The 26,766-nt window shown below is 58.4% G+C and carries 24 protein-coding genes; 6 read left to right on the top strand and 18 right to left on the bottom strand.

The features are described from left to right. Positions 1-349: 349 nt before the first annotated feature. On the top strand, positions 350-1,639 hold the full coding sequence (locus FJW00_RS05910) for an MFS family transporter (protein WP_140923259.1): 1,290 nt from the start codon (positions 350-352) through the stop codon (positions 1,637-1,639). Between the two features lie 159 nt (positions 1,640-1,798). Here the strand turns inward: FJW00_RS05910 and pssA are convergent, their stop codons facing one another. The 4 genes from pssA to trxC form a co-directional block, all read right to left on the bottom strand. After that, positions 1,799-3,154 (bottom strand): CDP-diacylglycerol--serine O-phosphatidyltransferase, encoded by a 1,356-nt coding sequence (gene pssA / locus FJW00_RS05905; RefSeq protein ID WP_140923260.1) that lies wholly within the window; start codon positions 3,152-3,154, stop codon positions 1,799-1,801. A 117-nt stretch (positions 3,155-3,271) separates the two neighbouring features. Beyond that, positions 3,272-5,929 (bottom strand): bifunctional acetate--CoA ligase family protein/GNAT family N-acetyltransferase, encoded by a 2,658-nt coding sequence (locus FJW00_RS05900; RefSeq protein ID WP_009088537.1) that lies wholly within the window; start codon positions 5,927-5,929, stop codon positions 3,272-3,274. Positions 5,930-6,054: 125 nt separating this feature from the next. Continuing rightward, positions 6,055-6,732: a tRNA-uridine aminocarboxypropyltransferase gene (locus FJW00_RS05895; protein ID WP_046102408.1), complete on the bottom strand. Its 678-nt coding sequence runs from the start codon at positions 6,730-6,732 to the stop codon at positions 6,055-6,057. Positions 6,733-6,813: 81 nt separating this feature from the next. After that, entirely contained in the window at positions 6,814-7,233 is a 420-nt protein-coding gene (gene trxC / locus FJW00_RS05890) for a thioredoxin TrxC (protein ID WP_009088541.1), read from the bottom strand. A gap of 159 nt (positions 7,234-7,392) precedes the next feature. On the opposite strand from trxC, the gene FJW00_RS05885 reads away from it, so the two are divergent. Continuing rightward, positions 7,393-8,565 (top strand): tRNA/rRNA methyltransferase, encoded by a 1,173-nt coding sequence (locus FJW00_RS05885; RefSeq protein WP_058957956.1) that lies wholly within the window; start codon positions 7,393-7,395, stop codon positions 8,563-8,565. Between the two features lie 36 nt (positions 8,566-8,601). Here the strand turns inward: FJW00_RS05885 and emrB are convergent, their stop codons facing one another. From emrB to FJW00_RS05840, 8 genes are all read right to left on the bottom strand, one after another. Next, positions 8,602-10,137 carry a multidrug efflux MFS transporter permease subunit EmrB gene (emrB, locus tag FJW00_RS05880; protein WP_046102406.1) on the bottom strand — a complete coding sequence of 512 codons (1,536 nt, stop codon included), beginning with the start codon at positions 10,135-10,137 and terminating at the stop codon, positions 8,602-8,604. Positions 10,138-10,153: 16 nt separating this feature from the next. Beyond that, positions 10,154-11,329 (bottom strand): multidrug efflux MFS transporter periplasmic adaptor subunit EmrA, encoded by a 1,176-nt coding sequence (gene emrA, locus FJW00_RS05875; protein WP_009088548.1) that lies wholly within the window; start codon positions 11,327-11,329, stop codon positions 10,154-10,156. Between the two features lie 153 nt (positions 11,330-11,482). Continuing rightward, a complete protein-coding gene (gene mprA / locus FJW00_RS05870) occupies positions 11,483-12,013 on the bottom strand; it encodes a transcriptional repressor MprA (protein WP_003850381.1) in 531 nt (176 codons plus the stop codon). A gap of 855 nt (positions 12,014-12,868) precedes the next feature. After that, positions 12,869-13,828 (bottom strand): class 1b ribonucleoside-diphosphate reductase subunit beta, encoded by a 960-nt coding sequence (nrdF, locus tag FJW00_RS05860; RefSeq protein WP_111209037.1) that lies wholly within the window; start codon positions 13,826-13,828, stop codon positions 12,869-12,871. An 8-nt stretch (positions 13,829-13,836) separates the two neighbouring features. Continuing rightward, positions 13,837-15,975 carry a class 1b ribonucleoside-diphosphate reductase subunit alpha gene (gene nrdE / locus FJW00_RS05855; protein ID WP_140923258.1) on the bottom strand — a complete coding sequence of 713 codons (2,139 nt, stop codon included), beginning with the start codon at positions 15,973-15,975 and terminating at the stop codon, positions 13,837-13,839. Then, a complete protein-coding gene (gene nrdI / locus FJW00_RS05850; RefSeq protein WP_009088554.1) occupies positions 15,945-16,358 on the bottom strand; it encodes a class Ib ribonucleoside-diphosphate reductase assembly flavoprotein NrdI in 414 nt (137 codons plus the stop codon). Before nrdI ends, nrdE begins: the two co-directional genes overlap by 31 nt. A gap of 4 nt (positions 16,359-16,362) precedes the next feature. After that, entirely contained in the window at positions 16,363-16,605 is a 243-nt protein-coding gene (nrdH, locus tag FJW00_RS05845) for a glutaredoxin-like protein NrdH (RefSeq protein WP_009088556.1), read from the bottom strand. A gap of 298 nt (positions 16,606-16,903) precedes the next feature. Next, on the bottom strand, positions 16,904-17,221 hold the full coding sequence (locus FJW00_RS05840) for a DUF883 family protein (RefSeq protein WP_009088558.1): 318 nt from the start codon (positions 17,219-17,221) through the stop codon (positions 16,904-16,906). Between the two features lie 153 nt (positions 17,222-17,374). Between FJW00_RS05840 and FJW00_RS05835 the strand changes: the two genes are divergently transcribed. The 4 genes from FJW00_RS05835 (at position 17,375) to FJW00_RS05820 (ending at position 20,686) form a co-directional block, all read left to right on the top strand. Further along, on the top strand, positions 17,375-17,710 hold the full coding sequence (locus tag FJW00_RS05835; RefSeq protein ID WP_009088560.1) for a DUF2002 family protein: 336 nt from the start codon (positions 17,375-17,377) through the stop codon (positions 17,708-17,710). A gap of 135 nt (positions 17,711-17,845) precedes the next feature. Continuing rightward, on the top strand, positions 17,846-19,255 hold the full coding sequence (gene mmuP / locus FJW00_RS05830) for an S-methylmethionine permease (RefSeq protein WP_009088562.1): 1,410 nt from the start codon (positions 17,846-17,848) through the stop codon (positions 19,253-19,255). Continuing rightward, positions 19,245-20,180, top strand: a complete 936-nt coding sequence (gene mmuM / locus FJW00_RS05825; protein ID WP_140923257.1) for a homocysteine S-methyltransferase — start codon at positions 19,245-19,247, stop codon at positions 20,178-20,180. The genes mmuP and mmuM overlap by 11 nt, the downstream gene beginning before the upstream one ends. An 86-nt stretch (positions 20,181-20,266) precedes the next feature. Further along, positions 20,267-20,686 (top strand): hypothetical protein, encoded by a 420-nt coding sequence (locus FJW00_RS05820; RefSeq protein WP_009088566.1) that lies wholly within the window; start codon positions 20,267-20,269, stop codon positions 20,684-20,686. Here FJW00_RS05820 and speG read toward each other — a convergent pair whose 3' ends face one another. The 6 genes from speG to FJW00_RS05790 form a co-directional block, all read right to left on the bottom strand. Continuing rightward, the gene (gene speG / locus FJW00_RS05815) at positions 20,687-21,232 is read right to left on the bottom strand and encodes a spermidine N1-acetyltransferase (protein WP_140923256.1); all 546 of its coding nucleotides are present in this window, start codon (positions 21,230-21,232) and stop codon (positions 20,687-20,689) included. Between the two features lie 157 nt (positions 21,233-21,389). Then, positions 21,390-22,067: an ABC transporter ATP-binding protein gene (locus FJW00_RS05810; RefSeq protein ID WP_009088569.1), complete on the bottom strand. Its 678-nt coding sequence runs from the start codon at positions 22,065-22,067 to the stop codon at positions 21,390-21,392. Beyond that, a complete protein-coding gene (locus FJW00_RS05805; protein WP_058957961.1) occupies positions 22,060-22,890 on the bottom strand; it encodes an ABC transporter ATP-binding protein in 831 nt (276 codons plus the stop codon). The genes FJW00_RS05810 and FJW00_RS05805 overlap by 8 nt, the downstream gene beginning before the upstream one ends. Continuing rightward, on the bottom strand, positions 22,880-23,737 hold the full coding sequence (locus FJW00_RS05800; protein WP_058957962.1) for an ABC transporter permease: 858 nt from the start codon (positions 23,735-23,737) through the stop codon (positions 22,880-22,882). The genes FJW00_RS05805 and FJW00_RS05800 overlap by 11 nt, the downstream gene beginning before the upstream one ends. Beyond that, positions 23,734-24,786 (bottom strand): ABC transporter permease, encoded by a 1,053-nt coding sequence (locus FJW00_RS05795; RefSeq protein WP_046102403.1) that lies wholly within the window; start codon positions 24,784-24,786, stop codon positions 23,734-23,736. The genes FJW00_RS05800 and FJW00_RS05795 overlap by 4 nt, the downstream gene beginning before the upstream one ends. Further along, entirely contained in the window at positions 24,786-26,354 is a 1,569-nt protein-coding gene (locus tag FJW00_RS05790; protein WP_058957963.1) for an ABC transporter substrate-binding protein, read from the bottom strand. Before FJW00_RS05790 ends, FJW00_RS05795 begins: the two co-directional genes overlap by 1 nt. Positions 26,355-26,766 lie beyond the last annotated feature (412 nt).

The following is a 26,766-nucleotide window of genomic DNA, read 5'->3' as shown; positions in this document are numbered from 1 at the left end:
CTCAGAAGTGAAACGCCGTAGCGCCGATGGTAGTGTGGGGCCTCCCCATGCGAGAGTAGGGAACTGCCAGGCATTATATAAGTGAAGAAGCCCCGCACTGACGTGCGGGGCTTTTTTACGTCTGAATTTTTCTGTTTTAAACTGAAATGCGGCGCTGATCCTCTGCATTCCTTCACTTTCTGACCCTCCCTTTTTCCTGACTTTATCGCCAGCAAACCGCTGATTTTTCGATAATTAGCGATGCGGCTCACAATAATAATCTCAGATTAGGCCGCCTTTACCTTCCGTGGACTTAAATGCTTTACTCATACTTTAAACGCTGTTGATCAGCAAGGAACAGAGGTAAGGCATGACACCCACAACAAATAAAATGCAGACGGATGATACAAAAAAGCGTATCTGGGCCATCGTCGGTGCGTCATCGGGTAACCTGGTAGAGTGGTTCGACTTTTATGTCTATTCATTCTTCTCACTCTATTTTGCCCACATTTTCTTCCCGCAGGGCGATACCACGACCCAGCTGCTCCAGACAGCGGGCGTATTTGCGGCCGGCTTCTTAATGCGTCCGATAGGGGGCTGGCTGTTCGGCTATATCGGCGACAGACATGGCCGAAAAAATTCGATGCTGGTTTCAGTCTGTATGATGTGTTTTGGCTCACTGGTGATCGCCTGCTTACCCGGTTATGCCACCATTGGTGTGGCGGCTCCGGTCATTCTGCTGCTGGCGCGTATGTTTCAGGGGCTGTCGGTAGGGGGTGAGTATGGAACCAGCGCGACCTATATGAGCGAAGTTGCGCTGGAAGGGCGCAAAGGTTTTTACGCCTCATTCCAGTATGTCACGCTGATCGGAGGCCAGTTAGCCGCAGTGCTCACCGTCGTGGTGTTGCAGTTTCTGCTCACCGATGCAGAACTGCGGAGCTGGGGCTGGCGTATTCCGTTCTTCCTTGGTGCGCTGCTCGCTGTTGTTGCGCTCTGGCTGCGCCGATCGCTGGAAGAGACCTCAGATAAAACCAGCCGTGAACATCGCGATGCAGGAAGCGTAATCGGGTTGCTGCGCAATCATACCCGTCCCTTCCTGATGGTGCTGGGTTTCACCGCTGGCGGCTCTCTGAGTTTCTACACGTTCACGACCTATATGCAGAAGTATCTGGTTAACACCTCGGGAATGGATCCTAAGACCGCCAGCGGCCTGATGACCGGCGCACTGCTGGTCTTTATGCTGATTCAGCCCATTATTGGTGCCCTGTCAGATAAAATTGGCCGTCGTACCTCAATGATGATTTTTGGCGCGGGCGCGGCCATCTGTACCGTTCCGATCCTGACGCTGCTGCAAAATGTGCAGAGCCCCGGCGTGGCTTTCGTGTTGATCATGCTGGCGCTGCTAATCACCAGCTTCTACACCGCCATCAGCGGCATCCTTAAAGCCGAAATGTTTCCGCCTCAGGTGCGTGCGCTGGGGGTAGGACTCTCCTATGCGGTCGCCAATGCGATTTTCGGTGGGTCGGCCGAGTATGTGGCCTTACTGATGAAGAAGCAGGGCATTGAGACAACCTTCTTTTGGTATGTCTCCGCGATGGGGGCGGTGGCCTTTGTGGTGTCGCTGTTACTGCATAAGCGCGGGAAGGGAATCAGGCTCTGACGCGATTACTGGCTCAGATTCCACGGGGCAATGCCGCTGGCTGTACCGGCGGCATCCCGGGCGAAGCTCCAGCCTGAGCCATCCGATCGGCTCTCATATCCCTCTTTGCCTGCTCCGGGCCGCAGGATTCACACAGTGCGGCCTCTGAGCAGCAACCTTTTAAAGAATACGGCTGATTAGGCGATCGATACGGATCCGGCGCAGACGGCGGATCAGTTTCCGCACCTTGGCTGGATAATCCGCAATACTTTCGAGTTCACGGAAATGGTTCACGACCGTGGTGTGCTGCCGGATTAACGTCAGCTCCTTCTCACGCTGGACTGCTAACTCCTGATGCGGATCGTGGATCAGCACCGCATTTTCCAGATCGAGTCGCCATGCGCGCGGATTGAGATTATTACCGGTGATCAGCTGCCACTCATCATCCACCCACATCCCTTTGAGGTGATAGCTGTTCTCGCCATCCTTCCACAACCGTACGACCAGCTGTTCGTTGCTGACGTAGTATTGCAGGCGGCTCAGGAAGCGACGCAGGTTAATCTCATAGAGATAAGGCAGCGCACCAATGATCTTGAAGGGCTGATCGGGGGCGATGTAGAAGTCATTGGCGGTTTTATCCCCCACAATGATCTCAACCTGCTTACCCTGACGCAGCAGATGAATGATATTGCGAACCAGCAGCGCAGGCAGGTTGAAGTAGGGGGTGCAGATAATGAGTTTCTGCTCTGCACAGGGCATCAGGTGGAAAATCGTTTTGTTCAGCAGGCTATGCTTACCCAGTCCCACCAGCGGGGTGACCGCCAGCTCTTCGTTACCCGCATTTCCGTCGAACTGATAGTTAAAGCCACGCAGATCCTGACGAAACTGACGCGTTTCATTTTTGATTTCAGGACTGGAAGGGCGTTCTGCCACGTCGAGCCGGTTGACCGCTTCGGCTGGCTTAAGATTGAGATCGATCCAGGCATACATCGTATCGGTCAGCTGAGCATTGCGGATGATCTGGTAGCGGTCATAGCGATATTTATCATGCTGATGCAGATAGACATCATTAATGCTGGCTCCGCTGTAGATCAGCGTGTCATCAATAATGAAGCCTTTCAGATGGAGCACACCCAGCGCTTCGCGGGTATTAACCGGGATGCCATACACCGGAATCGCAATGTCGTCATGGCGGGTCGCCATTTCGCAATACCAGTCAGCGTTAGTGACGCCTCGCGCGGCACCAATGCGTCCACGCTGTGCACGATGCCAGTCAACCAGGATTGAAATATCCAGTTCCGGACGCGCCTGCTTCGCACGGTAGAGCGCATCCATGATGGCGCGCCCGGCGTCATCATTTTCCAGATAGAGCGCAACGATACAGATGCGGGTCTGCGCTGCGGCAATTTTTTCCAGCAGCGTCTCACGAAATTCGGCAGGCGAGTAAAGTGTCGACACATCCGCAACGGATTGTGACAGTTTCGGCAACTGTGCGAGGTGTTGTTGGTGTTTATTACGTTTGAATTTAGACAACATCACAGTGCACTTCTTCTCTGTTCATTGCATGGCCTTTTGCCATCAAATCAGGGTTATAACCATAAATAATAACATTAACTCCGTCGACCCGAACCTTTTTTACCTTTCTCTACAAGGTTAGTTGATCCCCTCCTGTAAAGGCAATTTCAGGCTGACAATACCGTCATCCAGTTGAATATCAACATGAAAGTTAAGTTTTCGTGCCAGCGTAATCATGCCGCGGTTGTGGGGCATGGTGATACCGTTTAATTGTTGCAAGCCGTGATGGCGCGTATAGCGGATCATCTTTTCCAGCAGACGGCGCCCCATACCCAGCCCTTTGAGGTCAGAACGCACCAGCACCGAGAACTCGGCGTCGATGTTATCGGCATCTGAGATAGCGCGTGTGACGCCGATGATCTCAGGGTGTCCCTGATGCTGACGCACGGCCACAATCGCCATCTCACGGTCATAATCGATTTGCGTCATGTTGGCGAGGTCTTCATGGGTAAACTCATTGATTTCGCTGAAGTAGCGGTAGTAGAGATCCTCTTTCGTGACCTGACTGATAAAGTCGCGCAGCAGGGGTTCATCTTCAGGCAGGATGGGACGGAACAGGCAGAACTGCCCATCTTTTAATTCGACCTGCTCTTCCAGATGCTGCGGATAAGGGCGGATAGCCAGCCGGGCTTCATTGTCACCGTGGAAGGGGGCCAGCGTCAGGGTGACGTCCAGCAGGGTAAAATCACTACCCGCCGCCAGCAGCGGATGGATATCGAGCCGATCGATTTCCGGGCAGTCGACCACAAGGTTTGAGACCTGCACCAGCAGCTGACTTAACCCGGCGATATCCAGCGGATTCAGGGCGCTGCGGCTGCGGATTTTTCCGCTCTTGATTGCCTGAATCACCAGATAGCGCGCCAGCGTCATGTTGAGCGGCGGCAGCGCAACGGCGGCCTGTTTGTCAGCCTGCCATTCGACGCCGCCTTCGCCCAGCATGATGATCGGGCCAAACAGTGCATCCTGTTCGACCACAACCCGCAGCTCCTGTGCGCCCGCACGGCTTGCCATGCCCTGAACCAGTAGCCCTTCAATACGCGCCTGCGGCAGCGTCTGCCTGACCCGATCGAAAATGGCTTCAGCGGCGCGCTCCACTTCGCTGGCATTGCGCAGGTAGAGCATCACCCCCTGCACCTCCGACTTATGCGCGATATCGGGTGAACGCAGCTTGAGCGCGACCGGATAGCCAATCTGGTCGGCAATCGTTACGGCCGACGCGCTGTCGCTGGCAATCCAGGTCGGCAGCGTGGTCAGCCCGTATGCCTGAAGAACCGGCTGCACTTCGTGCGTATCCAGCGCCGTGATCCCGCGCGCCAGGGCCTGGGAGAGTAACTGGTGAACATGCGCGCTATCCTGCGTCAGCGTCGCGGGGAGGGCAGGGGTTTCGCGCAGCTGCTTCTGGTTACGCCGGTATTCAACCTGATGCATAAACGCGGTGACGGTGCCCTCCGGCGTACGCCAGGTGGGGATTCCCGCCTGGGTAAAGGCGCGTCGTGCCGCCTGCGAAGAGAACTCTCCGCTCCAGTTAGTCAGCAGGGTTACCCGCTTACCGCGCGGGTGACGGGCAAGGGTTTCGATAAGGTGGCTGGCCGTTTCGGTAGGGGGCGCAACCGCGCTTGGCGCATGAATAATCATCAGCGCATCAAAGTCATGACTGTCGAGCAGGATCTCCACACAGGCGGCATAGCGCGCGGGCGTTGCATCATCCTTTAAGTCGAGCGGATTGCCCCGGCCCGCGCCTGCGGGCAGCAGCGCCTCCAGCTGTTGACGGGTCTGTTCGCTGAGCTGTGCCAGTTTGCCGTTGCGGGCATAGAGCTCATCCAGCGCCAGCGCAGCAGGGGCGGCACCATTACTGACGATCATCAGCCGGTCACCCCGCAGCGGCCGCATATGACTCAGCGATTCCACCGCAGAGAAGAGCTCATGGGTATCCTGCACCCGTAGCAACCCGGCACGCTGAATGGCGGCATCCCAGGCCGCATCCAGGCCGCTGTGGGTGCCGAGCAGCGCCTGCGCTTCACGGCTGCGACCGCTCTTGATCACCAGAATCGGCTTGTTGCGGGAGGCACTGCGCGAGGCGGAAACGAAACGGCGTGCGTCACTGAGGTGTTCAAGGTAGAGCAGAATGGCGCTGGTTTTACCGTCGCGCGCCAGGAAGTCGAGCAGGTCGTCGACATCGGTGTCCAGGCTGTCACCCAGCGCGATAAACCAGGAGAATCCGAGGTTACGCTGCTGCGCCCAGTCGAGAATGGTATTCGAGACGGCGGCGGACTGGGAGATAAAGGCGAGTCGGCCTTTGGCTATCGGCACCGGTGAGAAACTGGCATTTAATCCCTGCCAGGGGGCCAGCAGGCCAAGACTGTTTGGTCCCAGCAGGCGTATCTGCCACTGACTGGCGCACGCTTTAAGTTCAGCAGACTGGCTGGCGGGAGCCGAAAGGATGATGCAGGCCTTGCAGCCTTTTTCGCCGAGCTGTTGCAGCAGCGCAAGGTTACGCTTTGAATGGGTGCAGATGACCGCCAGATCCGGCGCGAAAGGCAGGCTGTCGATGGTGGGCCAGGCCAGGACACCGCTGACCGCCTTATATTTCGGCGTCACCGGCAGCACCGGTCCGCTGAATCCGCCCGCCAGCAGGTTTCGCATCATAAAGTAGCCGGCGCGCCCCGGCGTCACCGAGGCACCAATAACCGCAATGGATTTAGGTCGTAACAGCGCTTCCAGCCCACGTTGACTCATCGCGTCCTCCAGAGTTCGGGATTTGCGTGATTGTAAACGCTTTTTGCGGGCCGTGCTTTCGGGCAGATCGCAGCCTGAGCATCCGGCCGCGCAGGCCTCAGGCAACCGGTAAGAAGCGGGGCCGGTTAATCCTGCCCGGCATGATGCGGTTTGCCCGCCAGGTAGGCGGCACGAAAGCGATCAAAATGGTGAGATAACGCGTCTGCCGCGAGCCGATCGCCCGCCTGCTCCAGCAGTGCCGCGGCGACTTCGGCGGTACAGTGCTGACCTGCGCCATGGGCTTCGCGCAGCGTGTAACGCGAAGGGGTAGTGACATTCAGCGACATGACCGGCAGGGCATCGAGCCAGGGGCTTTTGCGGAACATTTTGCGCGCTTCGGTCCAGGTGCCATCCAGCATGATAAACAGCGGCGGTTTCCCCTGCGCGGGCGGCGAGGTCAGCACCTCCCGGCCCGGATCGGCATAGCTGGCCGGAAAGACCACCAGCGGCTGGTAATCGGGGTTGCGCACAGCCGCCAGCAGCAGCGGATCGGGCTCGGTGCGTGACCAGCCGAAGGCCTGGGTGTCGGGCAGAATATCGGCAATCAGACGGCCGGTGTTGCTCGGCTTCATCGGCTCGGTATCAAACATCACCAGACAAAAGCGGCTGCGGGCGGCTTGCGGGACGATCTGGCTGCAGAGACAGCTGGCCTCGGGCAGCAGGCAGCCCTGGCAGCGAATGACCCGGTTTCCGCGCGCGAGGAAAGGACGGGTCGCGCGGGCGAGACGTTGGGTGCGCAAGCGCAAAACAGCATTATCAGACATGAGTATTCAGGGCAGGAAAAACGTCAGTGTAATCGAAGCGCAGGCGAAAAGGAAAAGGCCAGCCGGGCTGGCCTGGGAAGATTAAAGGGATTCATCCAGCCATTCGTTAAACGGCGCTTTGGGCATGGCACCGTTCAGCATGTCGACCCGCTCGCCGTTTTTAAACAGCATGATGGTCGGGATACTGCGAATGTTGAAGCGGGCGCTCAGCGCCGGTTCCGCTTCGGTGTTCACTTTAATGAAGCGCACTTTACCGCTGCGCTCACTGGCGACATCTTTAAAGACCGGCGCAAAGTTGACGCACGGACCGCACCACGGCGCCCAGAAATCAATCACGACGGGCAGGTCGTCCTGAAGATATTTGTCGAAGGTCGCGGCGGTGGCGTTGACCACTTCACCGTCGAACAGTTCGCTTCCACAGCGTCCGCATTTCGCCGCATCGGCAAGGCGCTCTTCGGGAACGCGATTAGTTGCCTGGCAGGAAGCGCATACCGTATTCATAGGAACCTCTGAAGTTGGAAAGTGTCAGTCTGGTAATTATTGTCCATTATGAAAGGGGAGCGATTTACCCTCAATCTGGATCGCTCTATAGGTTCAATAGTTGATAGCTAAGCGCCGGCACATCAGGTAATCTGCGCGCTCTCAATGCAGGAGGAAGACATGAACGACGAATTTAAAGGCAAAAGCGGTAAGGTTAAGGTGATGTACGTGCGTGGCGAGGATGAAAAGAGCACATCTAATCCTCGTACAGGCAAAGGTGGTTACGCTGCCGCCCGCCAGGATGATAATCGTCGTTCATCGGGTTCCCGCACAGAACGTAGCCAGGAAGGCGGCCGCTCTGCGGGTCGTCGCAGCGACGACAGCGGACGCAGCGGTTCAGCGCGCCGCGACGAAGGCGGACGGGGTGCGCCACGCCGCTCGGGTGAGGGTTCAGGCCGTCGCAATGAGCGCTCCGACGATCGTAGCTACGGCAGCAGCGACTCTCCATGGCGGACCGTGTCACGCGCGCCTTCTGCCGATCGCACCGCGGCGTCAGAAAGCGACAAGCCGGATCATGGCGGCATCAGCGGCAAGAGCTTCGTCGATCCGGAGCAGATTCGCCGTCAGCGTAACGAAGAGACGCGTGTCTATGGTGAGAACGCCTGTCAGGCCCTGTTCCAGAGCCGTCCGGAAGCGATTGTCCGCGCATGGTTTGTGCAGGAAGTGACACCGCGTTTCCGCGAAACCCTGCGCTGGCTGGCGGCCAACCGCAAAGCCTATCATGTGGTTGAAGATGCAGAGATCACCAAAGCCTCCGGCACTGAGCATCATGGCGGCGTCTGCTTCCTGATCAAAAAGCGCATGGGTATGGCGGTTTCTGAGTGGCTGGGTCAGGCGAATGCCAAAGATTGTGTACTGGCACTGGAAGATGTCAGCAACCCGCATAACCTCGGCGCAATCATGCGCAGCTGCGCGCACTTTGGCGTGAAAGGTCTGCTGGTCAACGACGCCTCTCTGCTGGAGTCCGGTGCGGCGGTGCGTACCGCAGAGGGCGGAGCCGAGCATGTGCAGGCGATCAGCGGTGCCACCTTCAGTGAAGGTCTGGAAGCGTTTCGCAAAGCGGGTTACACCATCGTCACCACCTCCAGCCATCAGGGTACGCCACTGGCTCAGGCTGAGCTGCCGGAAAAAATGGTGCTGGTGTTAGGTCAGGAGCGCGAAGGTCTCTCTGACACGGCGTTTCAGCAGGGAGATATGAGCGTGTCGATTGGCGGCACCGGCAACGTCGAGAGCCTTAACGTCTCGGTTGCCACCGGCGTGCTGCTCGCCGAATGGTGGCGTCAGAACGCATAAAAAAACGGGCCGAAAGGCCCGTTTTGCTTTGTCTCATCAGTGCGCGCCACCGCCACCGCCGCCCGCGCCAAACGGCGGACGGGCAAACCAGATCAGCACCAGCAGGATCAGAAACACCCCCGCCGACGCCCAGAAAATTTCATTTGCTGAAATAATCAGTCCCTGGTTAGTGATCTGCTGCGCGATCCAGGCCGACGCCTGTTGCTGCGTCATCCCCATGCCCTCCAGCTGGCTGTACATCTGCTGCGAATTGACGTTGTACGGGGTAATCGACTCCGTCAGATAGCTGTGATGCATTGATTCGCGATTGGTCCACATGGTGGTGGTAATCGACGTACCCACTGACCCGGCAAAGGTTCGCAGGAAGTTTGACAGACTGGAAGCGGCCGCCAGACGCTCCGGGGGGAGGCCCGACAGCGTGATGGTGGTCAGCGGCATAAAGAAGCAGGCCACGGCAAAGCCCTGAATAAACTGCGGCCAGGCGGAAGCGCCGAAGTCCATACCCGGTTCAAACGTCCAGGCGCGCCAGTAGAAGCAGACCGCATACATAATGAAACTGAAGGTGACCAGCCGTCGCATGTCGAGCTTGTGGGCGAAGCGACCGATAATCGGCGACAGGATCACGGGGATGATCCCCACCGGCGCAGAGGCCAGACCGGCCCAGGTCGCGGTATAGCCGTAGACCTCCTGCAGCAGCTGCGGCAGCAGCACAATCGAGCCAAAGTAGAGCATGTAAGCCAGACTGATCGACAGGCAGCCGATAGTGAAATTGCGCGACTTAAACAGCGACAGGTCGATGATCGGATGATCGTCCGTCAGCTCCCACACCAGCAGCACGGAGAGCGCAATCACGGCCACTACCCCCAGCACGATGATCTCCGTCGAGCTGAACCAGTCGAGCTCTTTCCCGCGATCGAGCATCACCTGCAGACAGCCGATCCCGACGACCAGCAGCACCAGACCGACCGTATCGATGGGGCGGATTTCGGTTTTGGTTTCCCGGCCACGCAGCGTCTGCAGCGTCAGCATCACCACCACCGCACCAATCGGTACGTTGATGAAGAAGATCCAGCCCCAGTGATAGTTGTCGCTGATCCAGCCGCCCAGAATCGGGCCGCAGATCGGCGCTACGATCACCGTCATCGCCCACAGCGACAGCGCGATACTGCGTTTAGCGGGCGGATAGTTACTGAGCAACAGACTTTGCGACAGCGGAATCAGCGGACCCGCCACGATCCCCTGCAGGATACGGAAGAAGATCAGCATCTCGAGGCTCTCTGACATGCCGCACGCCCAGGAGGCGACGGCAAACAGAATGGTCGCCCAGGTAAAGAGCTTCACTTCACCGATGCGTTTGGCCAGCCAGCCGGTCAGGGGGATCGAAATCGCATTGGCTACGCCAAACGAGGTGATCACCCAGGTTCCCTGCGAGTTAGACGCGCCCAGGTTTCCGGCGATGGTGGGGATAGCCACGTTGGCGATGGTCGAGTCCAGCACCTGCATGAACGTGGCCAGCGACAGCGCCACGGTCATCAGGACCAGCGGCATCCCTTCAAGCGGTTTTTGTGCCATTACAGCCTCCGCGCCATCATCCGGCGTTGGCGCGGACGATATCGGTGATCAGTTTATTGACCGGCGCAAGGTCAATCGCCAGGGCGTTGCTGCTGTAAGCGGCCTGCTGCCGGACACTGTTCGCCAGCGTAATGCCCTCTTTGCTGGTGGTATCGATCTTCACCAGCGTTGAGAGGCCAATACGCAGCGGATGTCTGGCGATATCGTCCTGATTCAGTTCGATTCGCACCGGCAGGCGCTGAACCACCTTAATCCAGTTACCGGTGGCATTCTGGGCGGGCAGCAGCGAGAAGGCGCTGCCGGTGCCCATATCCAGACCGGCAACTTTGCCGTGATAGACCACATCATCACCATAGATATCCGCCACCACGGTAGCGGGCTGACCAATACGCACGCCAGCCAGCTGTGTCTCTTTAAAGTTGGCGTCGACCCACAGATTGGTTGCCGGGACAACGGCCAGCAGCGGGGTGCTGGTGGAGATTTGTGAACCTACCTGAACGCTGCGGCGGGAGACATAACCGTCCATCGGGCTGCGGATGTCGGTTCGCTGCAGGGCCAGCCAGGCGTCACGCAGTTCAGCGGCGCTCTGCTGCACCGCAGGCTGATTTTCCAGCGTGGTATTGAGGATCATCGCCTGATTGGCATTGTATTGCTGAACGGCGACGTCCAGCTGCGCTTTGGCGGTCGCCACGGCGTCGCGGGCGTGCTGCAGCTCTTCACGGCCAATCAGATTAGCGGCACCCAGAGGCTCCCGGCGTTTCAGGTCAGCCTGCGCCTGGGCCAGAGCGGTCTGCTGCAGGGTGATGCTGGCTTCATACTGCTTACCGTTGATCATCAGCTGATGCGTCTGACGCACGCTGGTGGCGAGGGCCGTCTGCGCTTTTTCAAACGCCTGCTCGGCATCGGTCTTATCCAGGGAAACCAGCACATCGCCTTTTTTGACGTAGTCAGTGTCTTCAAACCAGACTTTATTGACGCTGCCGGAGACCTGGGCCATCACCTGCACCTGGTTACCGGCAACGTAGGCATCATCCGTTTCCTGAAAATGGCGCAGTACCAGGAACCAGTAAACACCCCAGGCAATCCCAATTAGCACAAAGATCAGCGCCAGCACAATGAGCACACTTTTGCGCTTTTTCTTTTTGTTGCTGACTGACGGTTGCGGGCTCTGTGCTTCTGCCGTTGCACTCATGTCTTTCTCCACGTATTCCATTGAGTCGGGTAGGGGCAGGGATCCCTGTCCGCCGGCGCCCGAGTCGAAAAAGCCAGCGACTGAGCGCTGGCCAGATAAAAAAGGAACTTAAAATAACGATTCCGACAGGTGATTGTGTCGCACTTATTGCTATCAGCGGGACAGTGAGGCGATCAGCTGATCTTCATCCATTTTGTCGAGGCGATTAAGCAGCTTGCGGGTAATCCCTTCCAGCTGCGACTTCTCATCAACCGACAGAGAAGACCAGAGATATTGCAGGCTCTGATGCTGCGGGGGCAGCAGCTGACGCAGGAACTCCATGCCTTTGTCGGTCAGATGCAGGTGCAGGCAGCGGCGGTCGTGATCGCTTTCGCGACGCTCAATCCAGCCGCGTTTTTCCAGCTCATCAGCAATGCGCGTAGCATTGGTGCGTGACGAGCCGAGGGCCGAGCTGAGTTCCGAAGGCTGAATGCTGTGATTTTCCTGAGCATCCAGCGTGATCAGCGCCATAAACAGGGTTTCGTTGATCCCCTGTGCTTTCAACATCTTATTACGATTGTCCAGCAGTTTACCCTGCATATGCATACAGAGACGCGTCAGGATAATTTCCTGTAACGGAAAATCCTTATGGCGATTGGCACGGATGTTTAGCATCTGCTCAATGGGAGTAAACGAACTTTCCATTAAAAAAAACCTCACTAATTGCAACTTGTATAATAACTATGGTGACAGGCTAAGCGTAGTCACTTTTCGGCAGGTGATCGCTGACCGACGCACGCTGCACCATTAAAGGTGTTCCAGGCCATTCCCTGGCCCTGGGTCAAAAACCCGTCCGCCCGGCGGCAGCCGCAGTGCCAGAGCGTTATCAAAAAGGGGGCAAATTTAATAATATCGCGAGGAAAAATAACTGAAGTGAATAGGTTTGCTGCTAACCATAACAAACCTAACCATTTGTGACCAGATGCAATCCGCTTTCCGGACAGAGTTCAGTGAATTTTTCGGGTTCAGCATGCGATCCGCCGGCTCCCACCCGACCCGGCAGGCCGATTTCACCCTCTGAGACGTGACAGGGTGCTCCGGCGAGGCTGACAGAGAGGAAAGAGTGCTGAGCAATCGTATGAGCAGGGGCTGAACGTCGTCGTTGCTGCCCACGCAGAGGCCGGTGGCTACCGACTGCGGGAGCACTGAAACGGGCGTCAGACCCTGACGGGGCGCAGGCATAAACCGTGTCGTTCGCTAATAATCATATGAGGTTAATAATAACTCAAAAAACTATTTCACACGCATGTTTATTAGCAGGCCAGACCAGTCATAACAAGAGGTTTAAACCTCGGTAGAGGATTTACGGGTGACGTTATGCGAATAGGCTCAGGAAGCATATGCCTTTCGCAAAGACGCAAAAGATGCCATCCATGGCATGCTCAGCGCGGGCCATCCCTGGCCCGCTATGCTTTGCTACAGGCGTATGCTCCCATCGCTTTAAGTTTTGGCGCCGTCTGAATGAAGAAACGCTTTCAGATCACGACCACCTGCCCGCCATCAGAAGTTCCAGTCCTCATCTTCCGTCTCAACCGCCTTACCCATCACATAGGATGAGCCCGAACCGGAGAAGAAGTCGTGGTTTTCATCTGCGTTGGGTGACAGCGCTGACAGAATGGCCGGATTCACCGCCGTCAGCTCCGCCGGGAACAGCGCCTCGTAGCCGAGATTCATCAGGGCCTTATTGGCGTTGTAGTGCAGAAAGGTCTTCACCTCCTCCACCCAGCCGACCTCACCATACAGCGCTTCGGTATAAGCCACTTCATTCTCATACAATGCCAGCAACAGATCGTATGCGAACTGCTGCAGCGCTTCGCGGCGCTGATCGTCCACCGTCGCCAGCGCCTGCTGGAACTTGTAGCCAATGTAATAACCGTGCACCGCCTCATCACGAATAATCAGGCGGATCAGATCCGCGGTGTTGGTCAGCTTGCCGCGACTCGACCAGTACATCGGCAGCCAGAAGCCGGAATAGAACAAAAACGACTCCAGGAAAACGCTGGCGATTTTCTTCTTCAGCGGATCGTCGGCCTGATAGTGTTCCAGAATGATGCGCGCCTTGTTCTGCAGCGGCGCATTCTCTTCGCTCCACTGATAGGCGGCATCCACATCCTGCGTGTTGCACAGGGTTGAGAAGATGGAGCTGTAGGAGCGGGCATGCACCGCCTCCATAAAGCTGATATTCGACAGCACCGCCTCTTCATGCGGGGTTATGGCATCGCCCATCAGTCCCGGCGCACCGATCACGTTCTGAATGGTATCCAGCAGCGTCAGACCGGTAAAAACCCGGATGGTCAGCTGCTGCTGCTGTTTATCCAGCGTCTGCCAGGCAGGCAGGTCGTTGGAGAGCGGCACTTTCTCCGGCAGCCAGAAGTTGCTGGTGAGGCGGTTCCAGACCTCAAGATCTTTCTCATCCTGAAGACGGTTCCAGTTAATGGCCTGAATCTGTTTAAGTTGCATAGTGTTTATCACAGGGAGCAGGAGACGCAGCCCTGAACCTCCGTGCCCTGAAGCGCCATCTGGCGCAGTCGAATGTAATAGAGCGTTTTGATGCCTTTCTTCCACGCGTAAATCTGTGCTTTGTTGATGTCACGGGTGGTGACGTCGTCGCGGAAAAAGAGCGTCAGCGACAGCCCCTGATCAACGTGCTGAGTCGCTTCTGCATAGGTATCAATAATCGCTTCCGGCCCAATCTGATACGCATCCTGATAGAGATGCAGATTCTCATTGGTCATGAACGGCGCGGGATAGTAAACGCGTCCGGTTTTGCCCTCTTTGCGGATCTCGATCGGCGAAACAATCGGATGGATACTGGAGGTGGCGTGGTTGATGTAGGAGATCGAACCGGTCGGTGGGATCGCCTGCAGGTTCTGATTAAACAGCCCGTGCTGCATTACCGCATCGCGCAGCGCCTGCCAGTCCGCCCGGGTCGGCAGCGTCACGCCGGCGTCGGTAAACAGTTTTGCCACCCGTTCGGTGCGCGGCAGCCATTCGCGCTGCAGATATTTGTCGAAATAGACGCCGCTGGCGTACTGCGAATCAGCAAAACCGTCGAAGGTCTGCTGACGCTCCCGTGCCAGCTGATTAGAGGTGCGCAGCGCGTAATAGGTGATGCAGTAAAAGTAGAGGTTGGTGAAATCGAGCGCTTCCGGCGAACCGTAGACGATGCCTTCCCGCGCCAGATAGCCGTGCAGGTTCATCTGACCCAGGCCAATGGCGTGCGACCGCCGGTTTCCTTCGGCGACCGACGGCACCGACGCGATCTCACTCATCATCGACACCGAAGTCAGGGCGCGTACCGCCACCTCCACGGTGCGCGCCAGATCGCGGGAATCCATGGCGTGGGCAATATTGAGTGAGCCAAGATTGCAGGAGATATCTTTGCCGACCCGGCGATAGCTGAGATCGTCAAAGTACTCGCTGGCGCTGTTCACCTGCAGGATCTCTGAACAGAGGTTGCTCATATTGATACGACCGGCAATCGGATTGCTGCGGTTCACGCTGTCCTCATACATGATGTAGGGGTAGCCTGACTCAAACTGAATCTCAGCCAGCGTCTGGAAGAAGTCACGCGGCTGAATCCAGGTTTTGCGGATGCGATCGTCGGCCAGCATCTCGTCATACTTCTCGCTGATGCTGATATCGCCAAAGGCCTGGCCGTAAATGCGCTCAACATCGTAGGGCGAGAACAGCGCCATCGGCTGGTTCTCTTTCGCCAGCCGGAAGGTGACATCGGGGATCACCACGCCCAGCGACAGGGTCTTGATGCGGATCTTCTCATCGGCGTTTTCGCGCTTGGTGTCGAGAAAGCGGAAAATATCGGGATGGTGTGCGTTCAGCCATACCGCGCCCGCGCCCTGACGTGCGCCCAGCTGATTGGCGTAGGAGAAGGCATCCTCCAGCATCTTCATGACCGGGATGACGCCCGACGACTGGTTTTCGATACGCTTGATGGGCGCACCGGACTCACGCAGGTTGGAGAGTAAAAAGGCAACGCCGCCGCCGCGCTTTGAGAGCTGCAGCGCGGAGTTCACGGCACGGCCGATGGACTCCATGTTGTCTTCAATGCGCAGCAGGAAGCAGGAGACCAGCTCGCCGCGCTGCTGCTTGCCGCAGTTCAGAAAGGTGGGGGTGGCAGGCTGGAAGCGGCCGCTGAGGATCTCCTCCAGCAGCGCCCGTGCCAGGGTTTCATCGCCCTGAGCCAGCGTCAGCGCCACCATGCAGGCGCGCTGTTCAAAGGTTTCCAGATAGCGTTTGCCGTCGAAGGTCTTCAGCGTGTAGCTGGTGTAGTACTTCCAGGCACCCAGGAAAGTTTTGAACTCAAATCCCCACGTCTCCGCCACCTCATGCAGCGCAAGCAGGAAGTCGAAATCGTACTGGTTCAGCACCTCAGCTTCGTAATAGCTCTCCGCCACCAGATAGCGTAAACGCTCGGCGCGGCTGGCGAACTTCACCGTGTTCGGCTCCACATGCTGCAGATGAAACTGACGGGTCGCTTCGCGATCCTTGTCGAACTGGATGCGCCCCTCCGCGTCATAGAGGTTGAGCATGGCGTTGAGCGCGTGATAGTCGAGCGTCACGCCGTTGAGGGTGTCTGTTGTTGCCAAAATTGGGTTACTCCCGCTTTAACGTTCGCGATGTCGTCCGGGGTTCCCATCAGCTCAAAACGATAGAGCAGGGGAACCTGACATTTTTTTGCAATGATGCTGCCCGCCAGACAGTAACCGGCGCCGAAGTTCCGGTTGCCGGCGGCAATAACGCCACGAATTTCCCGCCGGTTGGCCTCATCATTAAGAAACTGAATCACCTGACCGGGTACGGCACCGCGACTGCTGCCACCGCCATAGCTGGGCACGACCAGAATATAGGGCTGGTCGATATGCAGCGTCTGACGGGCATCAAGCGGGATGCGCCGGGCTGGCAGGCCAAGGCGCGTCACAAACCGGTGGGTGTTTTCCGACTGGCTGGAAAAATAGACCAGCGGGAACATGCGTTTATCCTCCGACAGCGGACAGGGTGCGCAGCGAGGCGATTTTGTCCGGGCGGAAGCCGCTCCAGTGATCGTTATCCGCCATCACCACCGGCACCTGGCGATAACCCAGGGATTTCAGGTTGTCGATCGCCTCGGGCTGGCTGTCGAGATTGATGAGCTGATAGGTCAGACCCTGACGGTCCATCGCACTCTTCGTGGCATTGCACTGGACACAGTTATCTTTAGTGTAAATAATAATGCGCATGATTCGTATTTCCCTCTGTATGCGGTTCGGGTGCCCGGCAATAACGCCACCCGCCTGATTTACGGGCTTCATTCTGGCGGACATCGGGTGTCAGACTGATGGGTTAAATACTAGATGTAGGGGTTTTGGTGGTCAAGCCCACCAGATATAGGGTTTTATGATTTGCATTTGCGCAACACGACCAAAGCCAGCAGGCGTGCGCCCTGCGACGCGGAAAAAATCTTTTGTAAATTTTACGGGCCGGATGACAGGCAAAAAAAAGCCCCGCACGGGGCAGGGCTCAGAAGATTTTTCGCGCTTAGCGGCGTGAGGCCAGCAGGACACCCACCACGATACCGAAAGCGGCACCGATACCGACACCGTGCCACGGCTTATCATGTACATAGGTATCAACCTGTGCACCGGCATCACGGGCAACCTGGGTCACACGGTTGCTGCCACCATTCAGTTTAGAACGGGTCTGCTTCAGCAGTTTTTCTGCCTGACTGCGGGCAGAGTCCACTTCGTCTTTGGCATCACTGCCGTAAGATTTCAACAGCGCTTCCAGTGAATCGGCCAGTTCGTTAACGTCCTGATTGATATCAATGTCATCGTTTTTTACAGTGCGATTAAACATTTTTTGGCTCCCTTTGATTTAAAAACGTAATACTAGTGTAGACGACCTTGAGATAAACGAGACGCGGGAGGGGGCTTTAGGGAAAATTCCGAATGCCCGCTCTGTCATGCTGATGTAAGGTTGCGAAGCTTTTGAAAGAGGAGAGGATCGAGCATGTATTTACGACCAGATGAGGTAGCGCGCGTACTGGAAAAAGCGGGTTTCGAAATGGATCAGATTACCCCACGGGCCTATGGCTATCGCCGGGGGGAGAACTACGTCTATGTGAATCGCGAAGCGCGTATGGGGCGCATGGCATTAGTGATTCATCCGACCCTGAAAGAGAAGAGCCAGCCGTTCGCTGAGCCGGCGTCTGAAATGAAAACCTGCGATCACTACACCCAATTCCCTCTCTACCTGGCGGGTGATTCACAGGAACATTACGGCATCCCGCACGGATTCAGTTCCCGCATGGCGCTGGAACGCTACATTCAGAGCGTTTTCGGCTGAGGCATCAGGCCCCGCCGCGACGGGGCACTGACGCGCATGACCCCGCTCCCTGTTCTCCTGCCGTTGCAATTCCCGGCTGTGACGCGTATAAATTTGTCCCTTATAGATGTTTAGACGTCCATACGGATAAAATTGATGAGCGAACAGCCAACTTCCCCGCAGCAACAATTTAAACGCACCATGAAAGTCCGCCATCTGGTGATGTTATCGCTGGGCGGTGTCATCGGCACCGGCCTCTTTTTCAACACCGGCTATATCATCTCCACCACCGGGGCCGCAGGCACGCTGCTCGCCTACCTGATTGGGGCGCTGGTGGTGTGGCTGGTAATGGTCTGTCTGGGTGAACTGTCGGTGGCGATGCCGGAAACGGGCGCGTTCCACGTCTATGCGGCGCGCTATCTCAGTCCGGCGACCGGCTACACCGTGGCCTGGCTCTACTGGCTGACCTGGACGGTGGCGCTGGGCTCCAGCCTGACGGCGGCGGGCTTCTGTATGCAGTACTGGTTCCCGCAGGTGCCGGTATGGGTCTGGTGCCTGGTATTCTGCTGCGCCATCTATCTGCTGAACGTGGTTTCTGCCCGCTTCTTCGCTGAAGGGGAGTTCTGGTTCTCGCTGATCAAGGTGGTCACCATCATCGCCTTTATCCTGCTCGGCGCGGCGGCGATGTTTGGCTTTATCCCGATGAAAGATGGCACGCCTGCACCCGGTCTGAGTAACCTCACGGCGCACGGCTGGCTGCCCAACGGCGTGCTGCCTATCCTGATGACCATGGTGGCGGTGAACTTTGCCTTCTCCGGCACCGAGTTGATCGGGATTGCCGCCGGTGAAACCCAGCAGCCGCAGAAGGTACTGCCGCTGGCGATTCGTACCACGGTGGCCCGGTTGATTCTCTTTTTCATCGGCACGGTGCTGGTGCTGGCGGCGCTGATCCCGATGGATCAGGCCGGTATTGTGAAAAGCCCGTTTGTGCTGGTGTTTGAAAAGATCGGTGTGCCCTGGGCCGCGGATATCATCAACTTCGTGATCCTGACGGCCATTCTGTCAGCGGCCAACTCCGGCCTCTATGCGTCGGGACGTATGCTCTGGTCGCTGGCTAATGAAAACACGCTGCCACGTGCCTTTGCGAAGGTGAACCGGCGCGGCGTGCCGCTGCTGGCGCTGACCGTCAGCATGATCGGCGGCCTGCTGGCGCTGATCTCCAGCGTGGTCGCGCCTGACACGGTATTTGTGGCGCTGTCGGCCATCTCCGGCTTTGCAGTGGTGGCGGTCTGGCTCAGCATCTGCGCCTCGCACTTTGTGTTCCGTCGCCGTCACCTTCAGCAGGGCAAATCGCTGGCCGATCTCGCCTACCGCGCGCCGCTCTATCCGCTGACGCCTGTTCTCGGCTTCCTGCTCTGCCTGCTGGCGTGCGTCGGCCTGGCGTTTGATCCGACACAGCGCATCGCCCTGTGGTGTGGCATCCCGTTTGTGCTGTTCTGCTACGCCGCGTACCATCTGACCCACAAATCATCCCCGAAGCCTGAGGAGGCCAATGATGTCGTATAACCCTGTCGCGCAGGCTTTAACAGAGTCACCGCTGCTGATTCTGGATGGCGCGCTGGCCACCGAGCTGGAAGCGCGCGGCTGTCAGCTTGCCGATGCCTTGTGGTCAGCCAAAGTGCTGATGGAGGATCCTGAGCTGATCTATCAGGTGCACTACGACTACTTTGTGGCGGGTGCCCGCTGCGCCATCACCGCCAGCTACCAGGCGACCCCGCAGGGCTTTGCCACGCGTGGCCTGAGTGAGGATGAGTCCCTGGCGCTCATCGCCCGGAGTGTTGAACTGGCACAGCGCGCCCGTCACGACTATCAGGCGGTGCGGCCCGATGCGAAAACGCTGCTGGTGGCAGGCTCGGTGGGGCCTTATGGCGCTTTCCTGGCGGACGGGTCGGAGTATCGCGGGGATTATGCGCTGCCGGAAGCGGAGATGATGGCGTTCCACCGCCCGCGCGTGCAGGCGCTGCTGGCGGCAGGAGCCGATCTGCTGGCCTGTGAAACCCTGCCTTCCTTTGCCGAGGCGCAGGCGCTGGTGAAACTGCTGGCTGAGTTCCCTGACGCCCGCGCCTGGTTCTCGTTTACGCTGCGTGACGCCGGACACATCAGCGACGGCACGCCGCTGGCAGAGGTGGTGAGCTGGCTGAATCAGCAGCCACAGGTGGTGGCGCTGGGGGTTAACTGCGTGGCGCTGGAGAGCGTAACGCCCGCCCTGCAGCAGTTGCAGACCCTGACTGACAAACCGCTGGTGGTCTATCCCAACTCCGGCGAGCAGTATGATGCCGGCAGCAAAACCTGGCATTCTGCGCCGTCGGGCTGCACCCTGCATGACAAGCTGGCCGAGTGGCAACAGGCGGGTGCCCGGCTGATTGGCGGCTGCTGCCGCACCTCACCGGGCGACATCGCGGCCATCGCCCGCACTTGTCAACCGCAATAAGCTGCCGGAATCGGGCGATGATAGCCCGATTGAGGCGGAGAGGGGGGACTACACTCTGATCACTGATCACTCTGTGGACCCCCTCTATGAAACAGCGAATTCTGGCTCTGGCCGCCGCGCTGCTGCTCAGCGGCTGCGCCACCATTGTCGGCAATGAAACCCAACTGGTGCGCATTGACTCTCTGCCGCAGGGCGCGCGTTTTACCGTGCAGGATGAGCGCGGCTATGCGGTGGCGCAGGGTTTCACGCCCCAGACCGTTGAACTGGCCAAATCCACCGGCCGCTACTTCGGCAAAAAGCACTACCTGCTGATGCTGGAAAGTCCGGGCTACGTGCCGGTCACGGTGCCTATCGAAGCACGCGCTAACCTCTGGTATCTGCTGGGCAACATTCCGCTGGGCGGTTTCCCCGGCTGGCTGCTGGTCGACCCCTTCTACGGCGGCATGTATGACCTCAAGCCGGAACATCCGCGTCCCTTTATGAACCCGGTTGGCGCGCGCGGCTGATTACTGCGCGGTCGGCTTCACCATTCCGCCTGGCGTTTTGTGGCGTTCCAGATACTGATGCTGGAAAATGCACATGCGGATGGTGTTGCGGTACTCCCCGTTGATAAAGAACTCATGCTTCAGCACGCCTTCGATTTCGAAGCCGAGTTTGGTGTAGATGTGAATCGCCTTTTCATTCTCCTGATCCACAATCAGGTAGAGCTTGTAGAGATTCAGCACCGAGAAGCCGTAATCCATCGCCAGTTTCGCCGCCTGTGTGGCCAGCCCTTTGCCCTGATGGGCCGGATCGATGATGATCTGAAACTCGGCGCGGCGGTGCACATGGTTAATCTCAACCAGCTCCACCAGTCCCGCTTTCTGGCCGTCATGCTCCACCACAAAGCGACGTTCGGTCTGATCGTGAATGTGCTTGTTGTAGAGATCGGACAGCTCCACAAACGCCTCATAGGGCTCCTCGAACCAGTAGCGCATCACGCTGGCGTTGTTATCCAGCTGATGGACAAAATGCAGATCTTCCCGCTCCAGCGGACGCAGTTTTACCATCATCGTCAGACTCCTTGTTAAAAACGTCGTCGCGAGTATACCGCAACGGCCGTGCGTGAGCAGGCGGGAAGCGCGAGCCGTGATGGCCGGGGAGACGATAAGGCGGGCAGAGGCGGAGCAGGAGGGGCCGGACAGCGGAGCGGTGCCGTCCGGCCGGCGATCAGGCGGTGATCTCTTCGATAATACGACCCTGCGCCATGCGCACGGCGCGATCGCACATGTGATCGATCACATCGGGATCGTGGCTGACCAGCACCATGGTCAGGCCATCCTGCCGTTTCAGATCGTTAAGCAGGTTGAGGATCTCCGCCTGCACGGACATATCCAGCGCCGACGTCGGCTCATCCAGCAGCAGGATCTTCGGCTGCAGCAGCAGGGCGCGCACGATGGCGACGCGCTGACGCTGACCACCCGAAAGCTGATGCGGATAGCGATCGGCCAGCGCCGGGTCCAGCCCGACGTGACGGAAACCCTGATCGATACGGTCGTTGATGTTATCGCGTTTCAGCAGCTTCAGCGGCTCCGCCAGCGTGCGGCGCAGACGATGACGCGGATGCAGCGAGGCATAGGGGTCCTGAAACACCATCTGCACTTCCTGCCGCAGCGCGCCGGTGAAGGCTTTGCCGGGCTGAACCTGATGACCGGCCAGCTGCATCTGACCCTGCCAGTGCGGGTTCAGCCCCGCCAGCACCCACAGCAGCGACGACTTGCCGCAGCCGGACGGGCCGACCAGGCCAAAGCACTCACCCGCTCTGACCGTGAGGTTAACCTCATGCACCACGGTGCGCAGCTCGTAGCCCTGCTTATGGGCGACGCTTAAATTCGCAAGCTCAATCATGATTTGCCTCCAGTGCAGCGCGGTCCAGCACCGGTAACGCCTGGCCGTGGGTCGCCTTGCCCGGCCGGCAGGCCCACAGCGTGCGGGTGTAAGGGTGGGTCGCGCGGGGCAGGTCAGCGGCAGGCAGCGTGTCGAGCAGCCGGCCCTTGTACATCACCATCACCCGTTCGCAGTGTTCCGACACCTGCTGCAGGTCGTGGCTGATCAGCAGCAGACCCATGTTGCGTGCCTCCACCAGACCGCGGATCAGCGCCAGCACCTGATCGCGCATCGCATGATCCAGCGCGGAGGTGGGTTCATCGGCAATCAGGAAGTCGGGATCGGTGATCAGGGCGATGGCCAGCATCACGCGCTGGCCCATACCGCCAGAGAGCTGATGCGGATAGTGCTGCATCAGGCGACGCGGGTCGGGCAGGCCGACCGCATCCAGCATCTCACACACCTTCTCTTTGCGCTCGGCACGGCTCAGGCGGCGATGCAGGATCAGCGGCTCCTCCACCTGCCAGCCGATGGTGCGCGTCGGGTTCAGGGCATATTTCGGGTCCTGCATCACCATCGCCACGCGGTTACCGCGCAGCTGGCTCCAGTGGCGCTCACTCAGCGTCAGCGCATTTTCGCCCGCGACCTGCAGCTGGCTGGCCTGCAGATGCAGCGCCGGAGAGAGTAAGCCCATCAGGCTGCGGGCAGTCAGGGACTTACCGGAACCGGACTCACCGACCAGCGCCACGCGTTCGCGGCCCACGGAAAAGGTGATGTTGTCGACCAGCAGCGCATCATCGCTGCGAATGGTCAGCCCCTCAGCAGAGAGCAGATTATTTTGCATGACGGGTATCCAGTCGGTCGCGCAGGCCATCGCCTGTCAGGTTAAAGGCCAGGCTGGCAAACAGAATCGCCGCGCCCGGTGCGGCAGCTACCCACCACTGATCGAAGATCACTTTACTGCCTTCGGCCACCATCGACCCCCATTCTGCCGTCGGCGGCTGAACGCCCATGCCCAGGAAACCGAGGCCTGCAGCGGCCAGAATAATTCCGCCCAGGCTCAGCGCGGCGCGTACCACGGCGGTCGGCAGGCAGAGCGGCAGAATGTGACCGAACATCAGGCGAAAGCCGGTAATGCCCTGCATCCGCGCGGCGGCCAGGTAGTCGCTGCGGCGCAGCGCCAGGGTTTCCGCGCGCGCCTGGCGGGCAAACGGCGGCCAGCTGGTCAGCGCCAGCGCCAGCGCGCCGTTCATCAGGCCGGGGCCGAGAATCGCCACCAGCGCCAGCGCGATGACCAGGTTCGGCAGCGACAGGAAGATATCGGTAATGCGCATCAGCACGCGCTCCGTCCAGCCGCCCACATACCCGGCGGTGATGCCGATCAGCAGCCCGGCCGGAATGGTCAGCACCAGAATCAGCGACACCAGCAGCAGGGTAGGGCGCGCGCCATAAATCACGCGCGACAGCAGATCGCGGCCAAAGCCGTCGGTGCCGAACCAGTGATGCGCCGAAGGCGGCAGCAGGCGGCTCGACATGGTCTGCAGATTGGGATCGAACGGCGCAATCAGCGGGGCTAACAGCGCCATCAGGATCAGGATCGCCACCAGCGTCAGCCCAACGGTTAACGAGGTAACGCGTTGACGGCGACGGCGTGGTCGCAGCGTTTCGAGTTCAGAAAGTTGTTGCGTCATCGGGTTCTCGGATCGGTTAACCAGGTTAAAACATCCGCCAGGGTGTTAATCAGGATAAAGCAGCCGCCGATCAACAGGGTTGAGCCCAGAATCGCCGGCACGTCGCCGGAGAAGAGCGCGTTGGTCATATAGCGGCCCACACCCGGCCAGGCGAAGACGGTTTCGGTCAGCACCGAGCCTTCCAGCAGCGTGGCGTAGGAGAGAGCGATAACCGTCACCAGCGTCCCCAGCACGTTGGGGAAGATGTGACGCAGCAGGATGCGCACCCGACCCGCGCCTTTGGCTCGCGCCAGCACCACATACTCTTTGCTGCTCTCTTCCAGCAGCGCGGCACGCAGCAGACGGGTAATGCCCGCCATCGCCAGCAGGCCCAGAATCACCACCGGCAGCCAGAGGTGTGCAATCGCGTTGCGGAACATCTCCGGTTCACCCGACAGCCAGCTGTCGATCAGCACAAAGCCGGTTTTCGGCTCCAGGGTATAGACCCAGATGTCATCCAGCCGTCCCGGTCCGGCAGACCAGTGCAGCACCGCATAAAAGAGCAGCAGACCCAGCAGGCCGAGCCAGAACACCGGCACCGAGTAGCCGAGCAGGGAGATAAAGCGGGCGAGGTTATCGATCCAGCTGCCCGGTTTCCAGGCCGCCAGCAGCGCCAGCGTGACGCCGAAGATAACCGCAAAGATCATCGCACAGGTGGCCAGTTCGATGGTGGCCGGGAAGGTGGACATCAGGTCGCTGCTCACCGACTGATTCGTCAGGCGGGAGACACCGAGGTCGCCCTGCGCCAGATGTTCAATGTAGCGCCAGAACTGTGTCAGCACCGGCTGGTCAAGACCGAGGTCGTGACGCACCTGCGCATAGGTCGCTTCACTGGCGTGATCGCCCGCGATCTGCTGTACCGGATCGATCGGTGAGAGATGCGACAGCATAAAGGTAAAGGCGAGCAGGCCGAGCAGCGTCACCAGCAGCGACAGCACGCTGCCGAGCAGACGCCCGCCCCGCTGCCAAAAAAGCCGGGCGAACCCGGCTGAAGGAACAGACTGAGCCATTACTTGGTGACCTGCGAGTAATACACCATGTCAGGGTTGATGCCCTGGACATAGCCTTTCAGGTTGTCGCGCAGGGCGATCAGGTTCTTCGCCTGCATCCCAATCACGTAAGGTGAGTTCTTCATCACTTCACGCTGCATCGCTTCATACAGTGCCACCCGTTTTTTCGGATCGCTTTCGGCGGTCGCCGCAATCACCTGCTTGTTCAGCTCAGGAATGTGCCAGTCTGAACGGTAAGCAATGGTTTTGCTGCCATCTTCCGGATTGTAGGCAAAGGAGGCGGCATTGGTGTTGGGATCAAAATAGTCGGAGCCCCAGGCGTTCAGCGTCGCTTCATACTTATGCGCCTTCACGTTGGTGGAGACTTCGGAGCTCAGGCCCGGCACCACTTCGACCTTCACGCCGCCTTTGGCGAAGCTGCCCTGCAGCGCCTGCGCGATATCCAGATAAGGCGGCTGGTTGCTGGTGGAGAGCTTAAAGGTCACATTGGTCAGGCCCGCTTTCTTCAGAATCGCTTTGGCTTTTTCCGGGTCGTAGCTGTAAGGCGTGTCGTTGATCGCGCCCAGGAAGCCTTTGGGCAGGAAGGACTGATGCACGTCGAACTGGCCTTTCAGCAGCTCATTGGCGATGCCTTTGTAATCCCACAGGTAGCGCGCCGCTTCCCAGAAGGCCGGGTTCTTCAGCGTGTCGTTCGCGCCGATGTTGAACTGGATATAGTAGAGCGACGCCATCGGGATCGCTTCGGTCTTCACGCCCGCTTTGCCGTTCAGCGCGGCGATCTGGTCAGCCCCCAGGTTACGGGCGATATCCGCATCACCCTGTTCCAGCAGCAGACGACGCGCGGCCGGTTCCGGCACGTTTTTGATCAGGATGTTTTTCATTTTGGGTGCGCCCGCCGGTGAGGTCGGGTTGGCACTCAGCAGCACCACCTGATGCATGACCACTTTACGGATCTGATACGGGCCGCTGCCCGCAGAGTGGGTGGCCAGCCAGGCGTTACCGAAGTCGCCGTTTTTCTGGTTCGCCATCGCGGTTTTCTCATCGACGATCGAGGAGACCGGGGCGGAGAGCAGGCTCAGAACGTAGGTCGGGCTGACGTTGGCGGTCCAGCTAATCTGCACATGGTTGTCATCGACCTTTTTCAGGAAGCCATCGACGTTATCTTTGGTCCAGCCGAGCTGCGTCAGAATGAAAGAGGGGTCCAGGTTCAGTTTGACCACGCGGCCCAGCGAGAAGATCACATCTTCCGGGCGCACAGGGTTGCCGGTGGAGAACTTCGCATCTTTGCGCAGTTCAAAGGTCAGACTGCGGTTATCGCTGCCAGGCTGCCAGGCGGTCGCCAGCGTCGGCTTCAGATCCACCGGGTTCTGCGGGTCAGACTGGACCAGGCGCTGATAGATGTTGGTGAAGGCCTGAACGCTGGTCAGTTCAAAGCCTTTTGCCGGGTCAAAGCTGTCTGCATCGTCTGTGGACTGCGCGATGACCAGCGTATCTTTGGGTGTGGCGGCCTGGGCTGTGAAGGAGGCAGCCAGCGTCAGCGCCAGCAGTGATGGAATTATAGTTTTCATGAAATTTCCTTGCCTTAGAAAGTTACGCGAGTTTACGAAAGGGCCGATGTGAAGAATAGTCGAATATGGGCTAATCATATGCCTTAAAGTTATAAGCGATGGGTTGTGGTTATAACAGCGTAACGGCGTTGTTAGCGAAGCGGCAGGCTGAGCAGAAACAGAACCTCAACGAAGCGGTTATTTCCCGCGAAACGGCTTTACCGCAATCCCGCTCTTCTTATAATAGCGGCATCTCACTACTGGAGTATTCCGTTGGACAGTCACCCTGAATTAACGATTATTCTGGCAAGCTGAATTTTCTCTGCTGCTTGCCAACCGGCGAGCAGCGATCCCCCGTTTTAATTCCCGATCGCGCTCCTTAATAATTTCCCGTTGCCCGTGGGAGTGCGCGTTATGCTGCTGTTTATCTTAG

Origin of the sequence: Pantoea anthophila (assembly GCF_006494375.1) — a bacterium.
GTDB classification, from domain to species: domain Bacteria; phylum Pseudomonadota; class Gammaproteobacteria; order Enterobacterales; family Enterobacteriaceae; genus Pantoea; species Pantoea anthophila.
The sequence above is the reverse complement of the archived record's forward strand: the minus strand, read 5'-3'. Positions and strand labels throughout refer to the sequence as shown.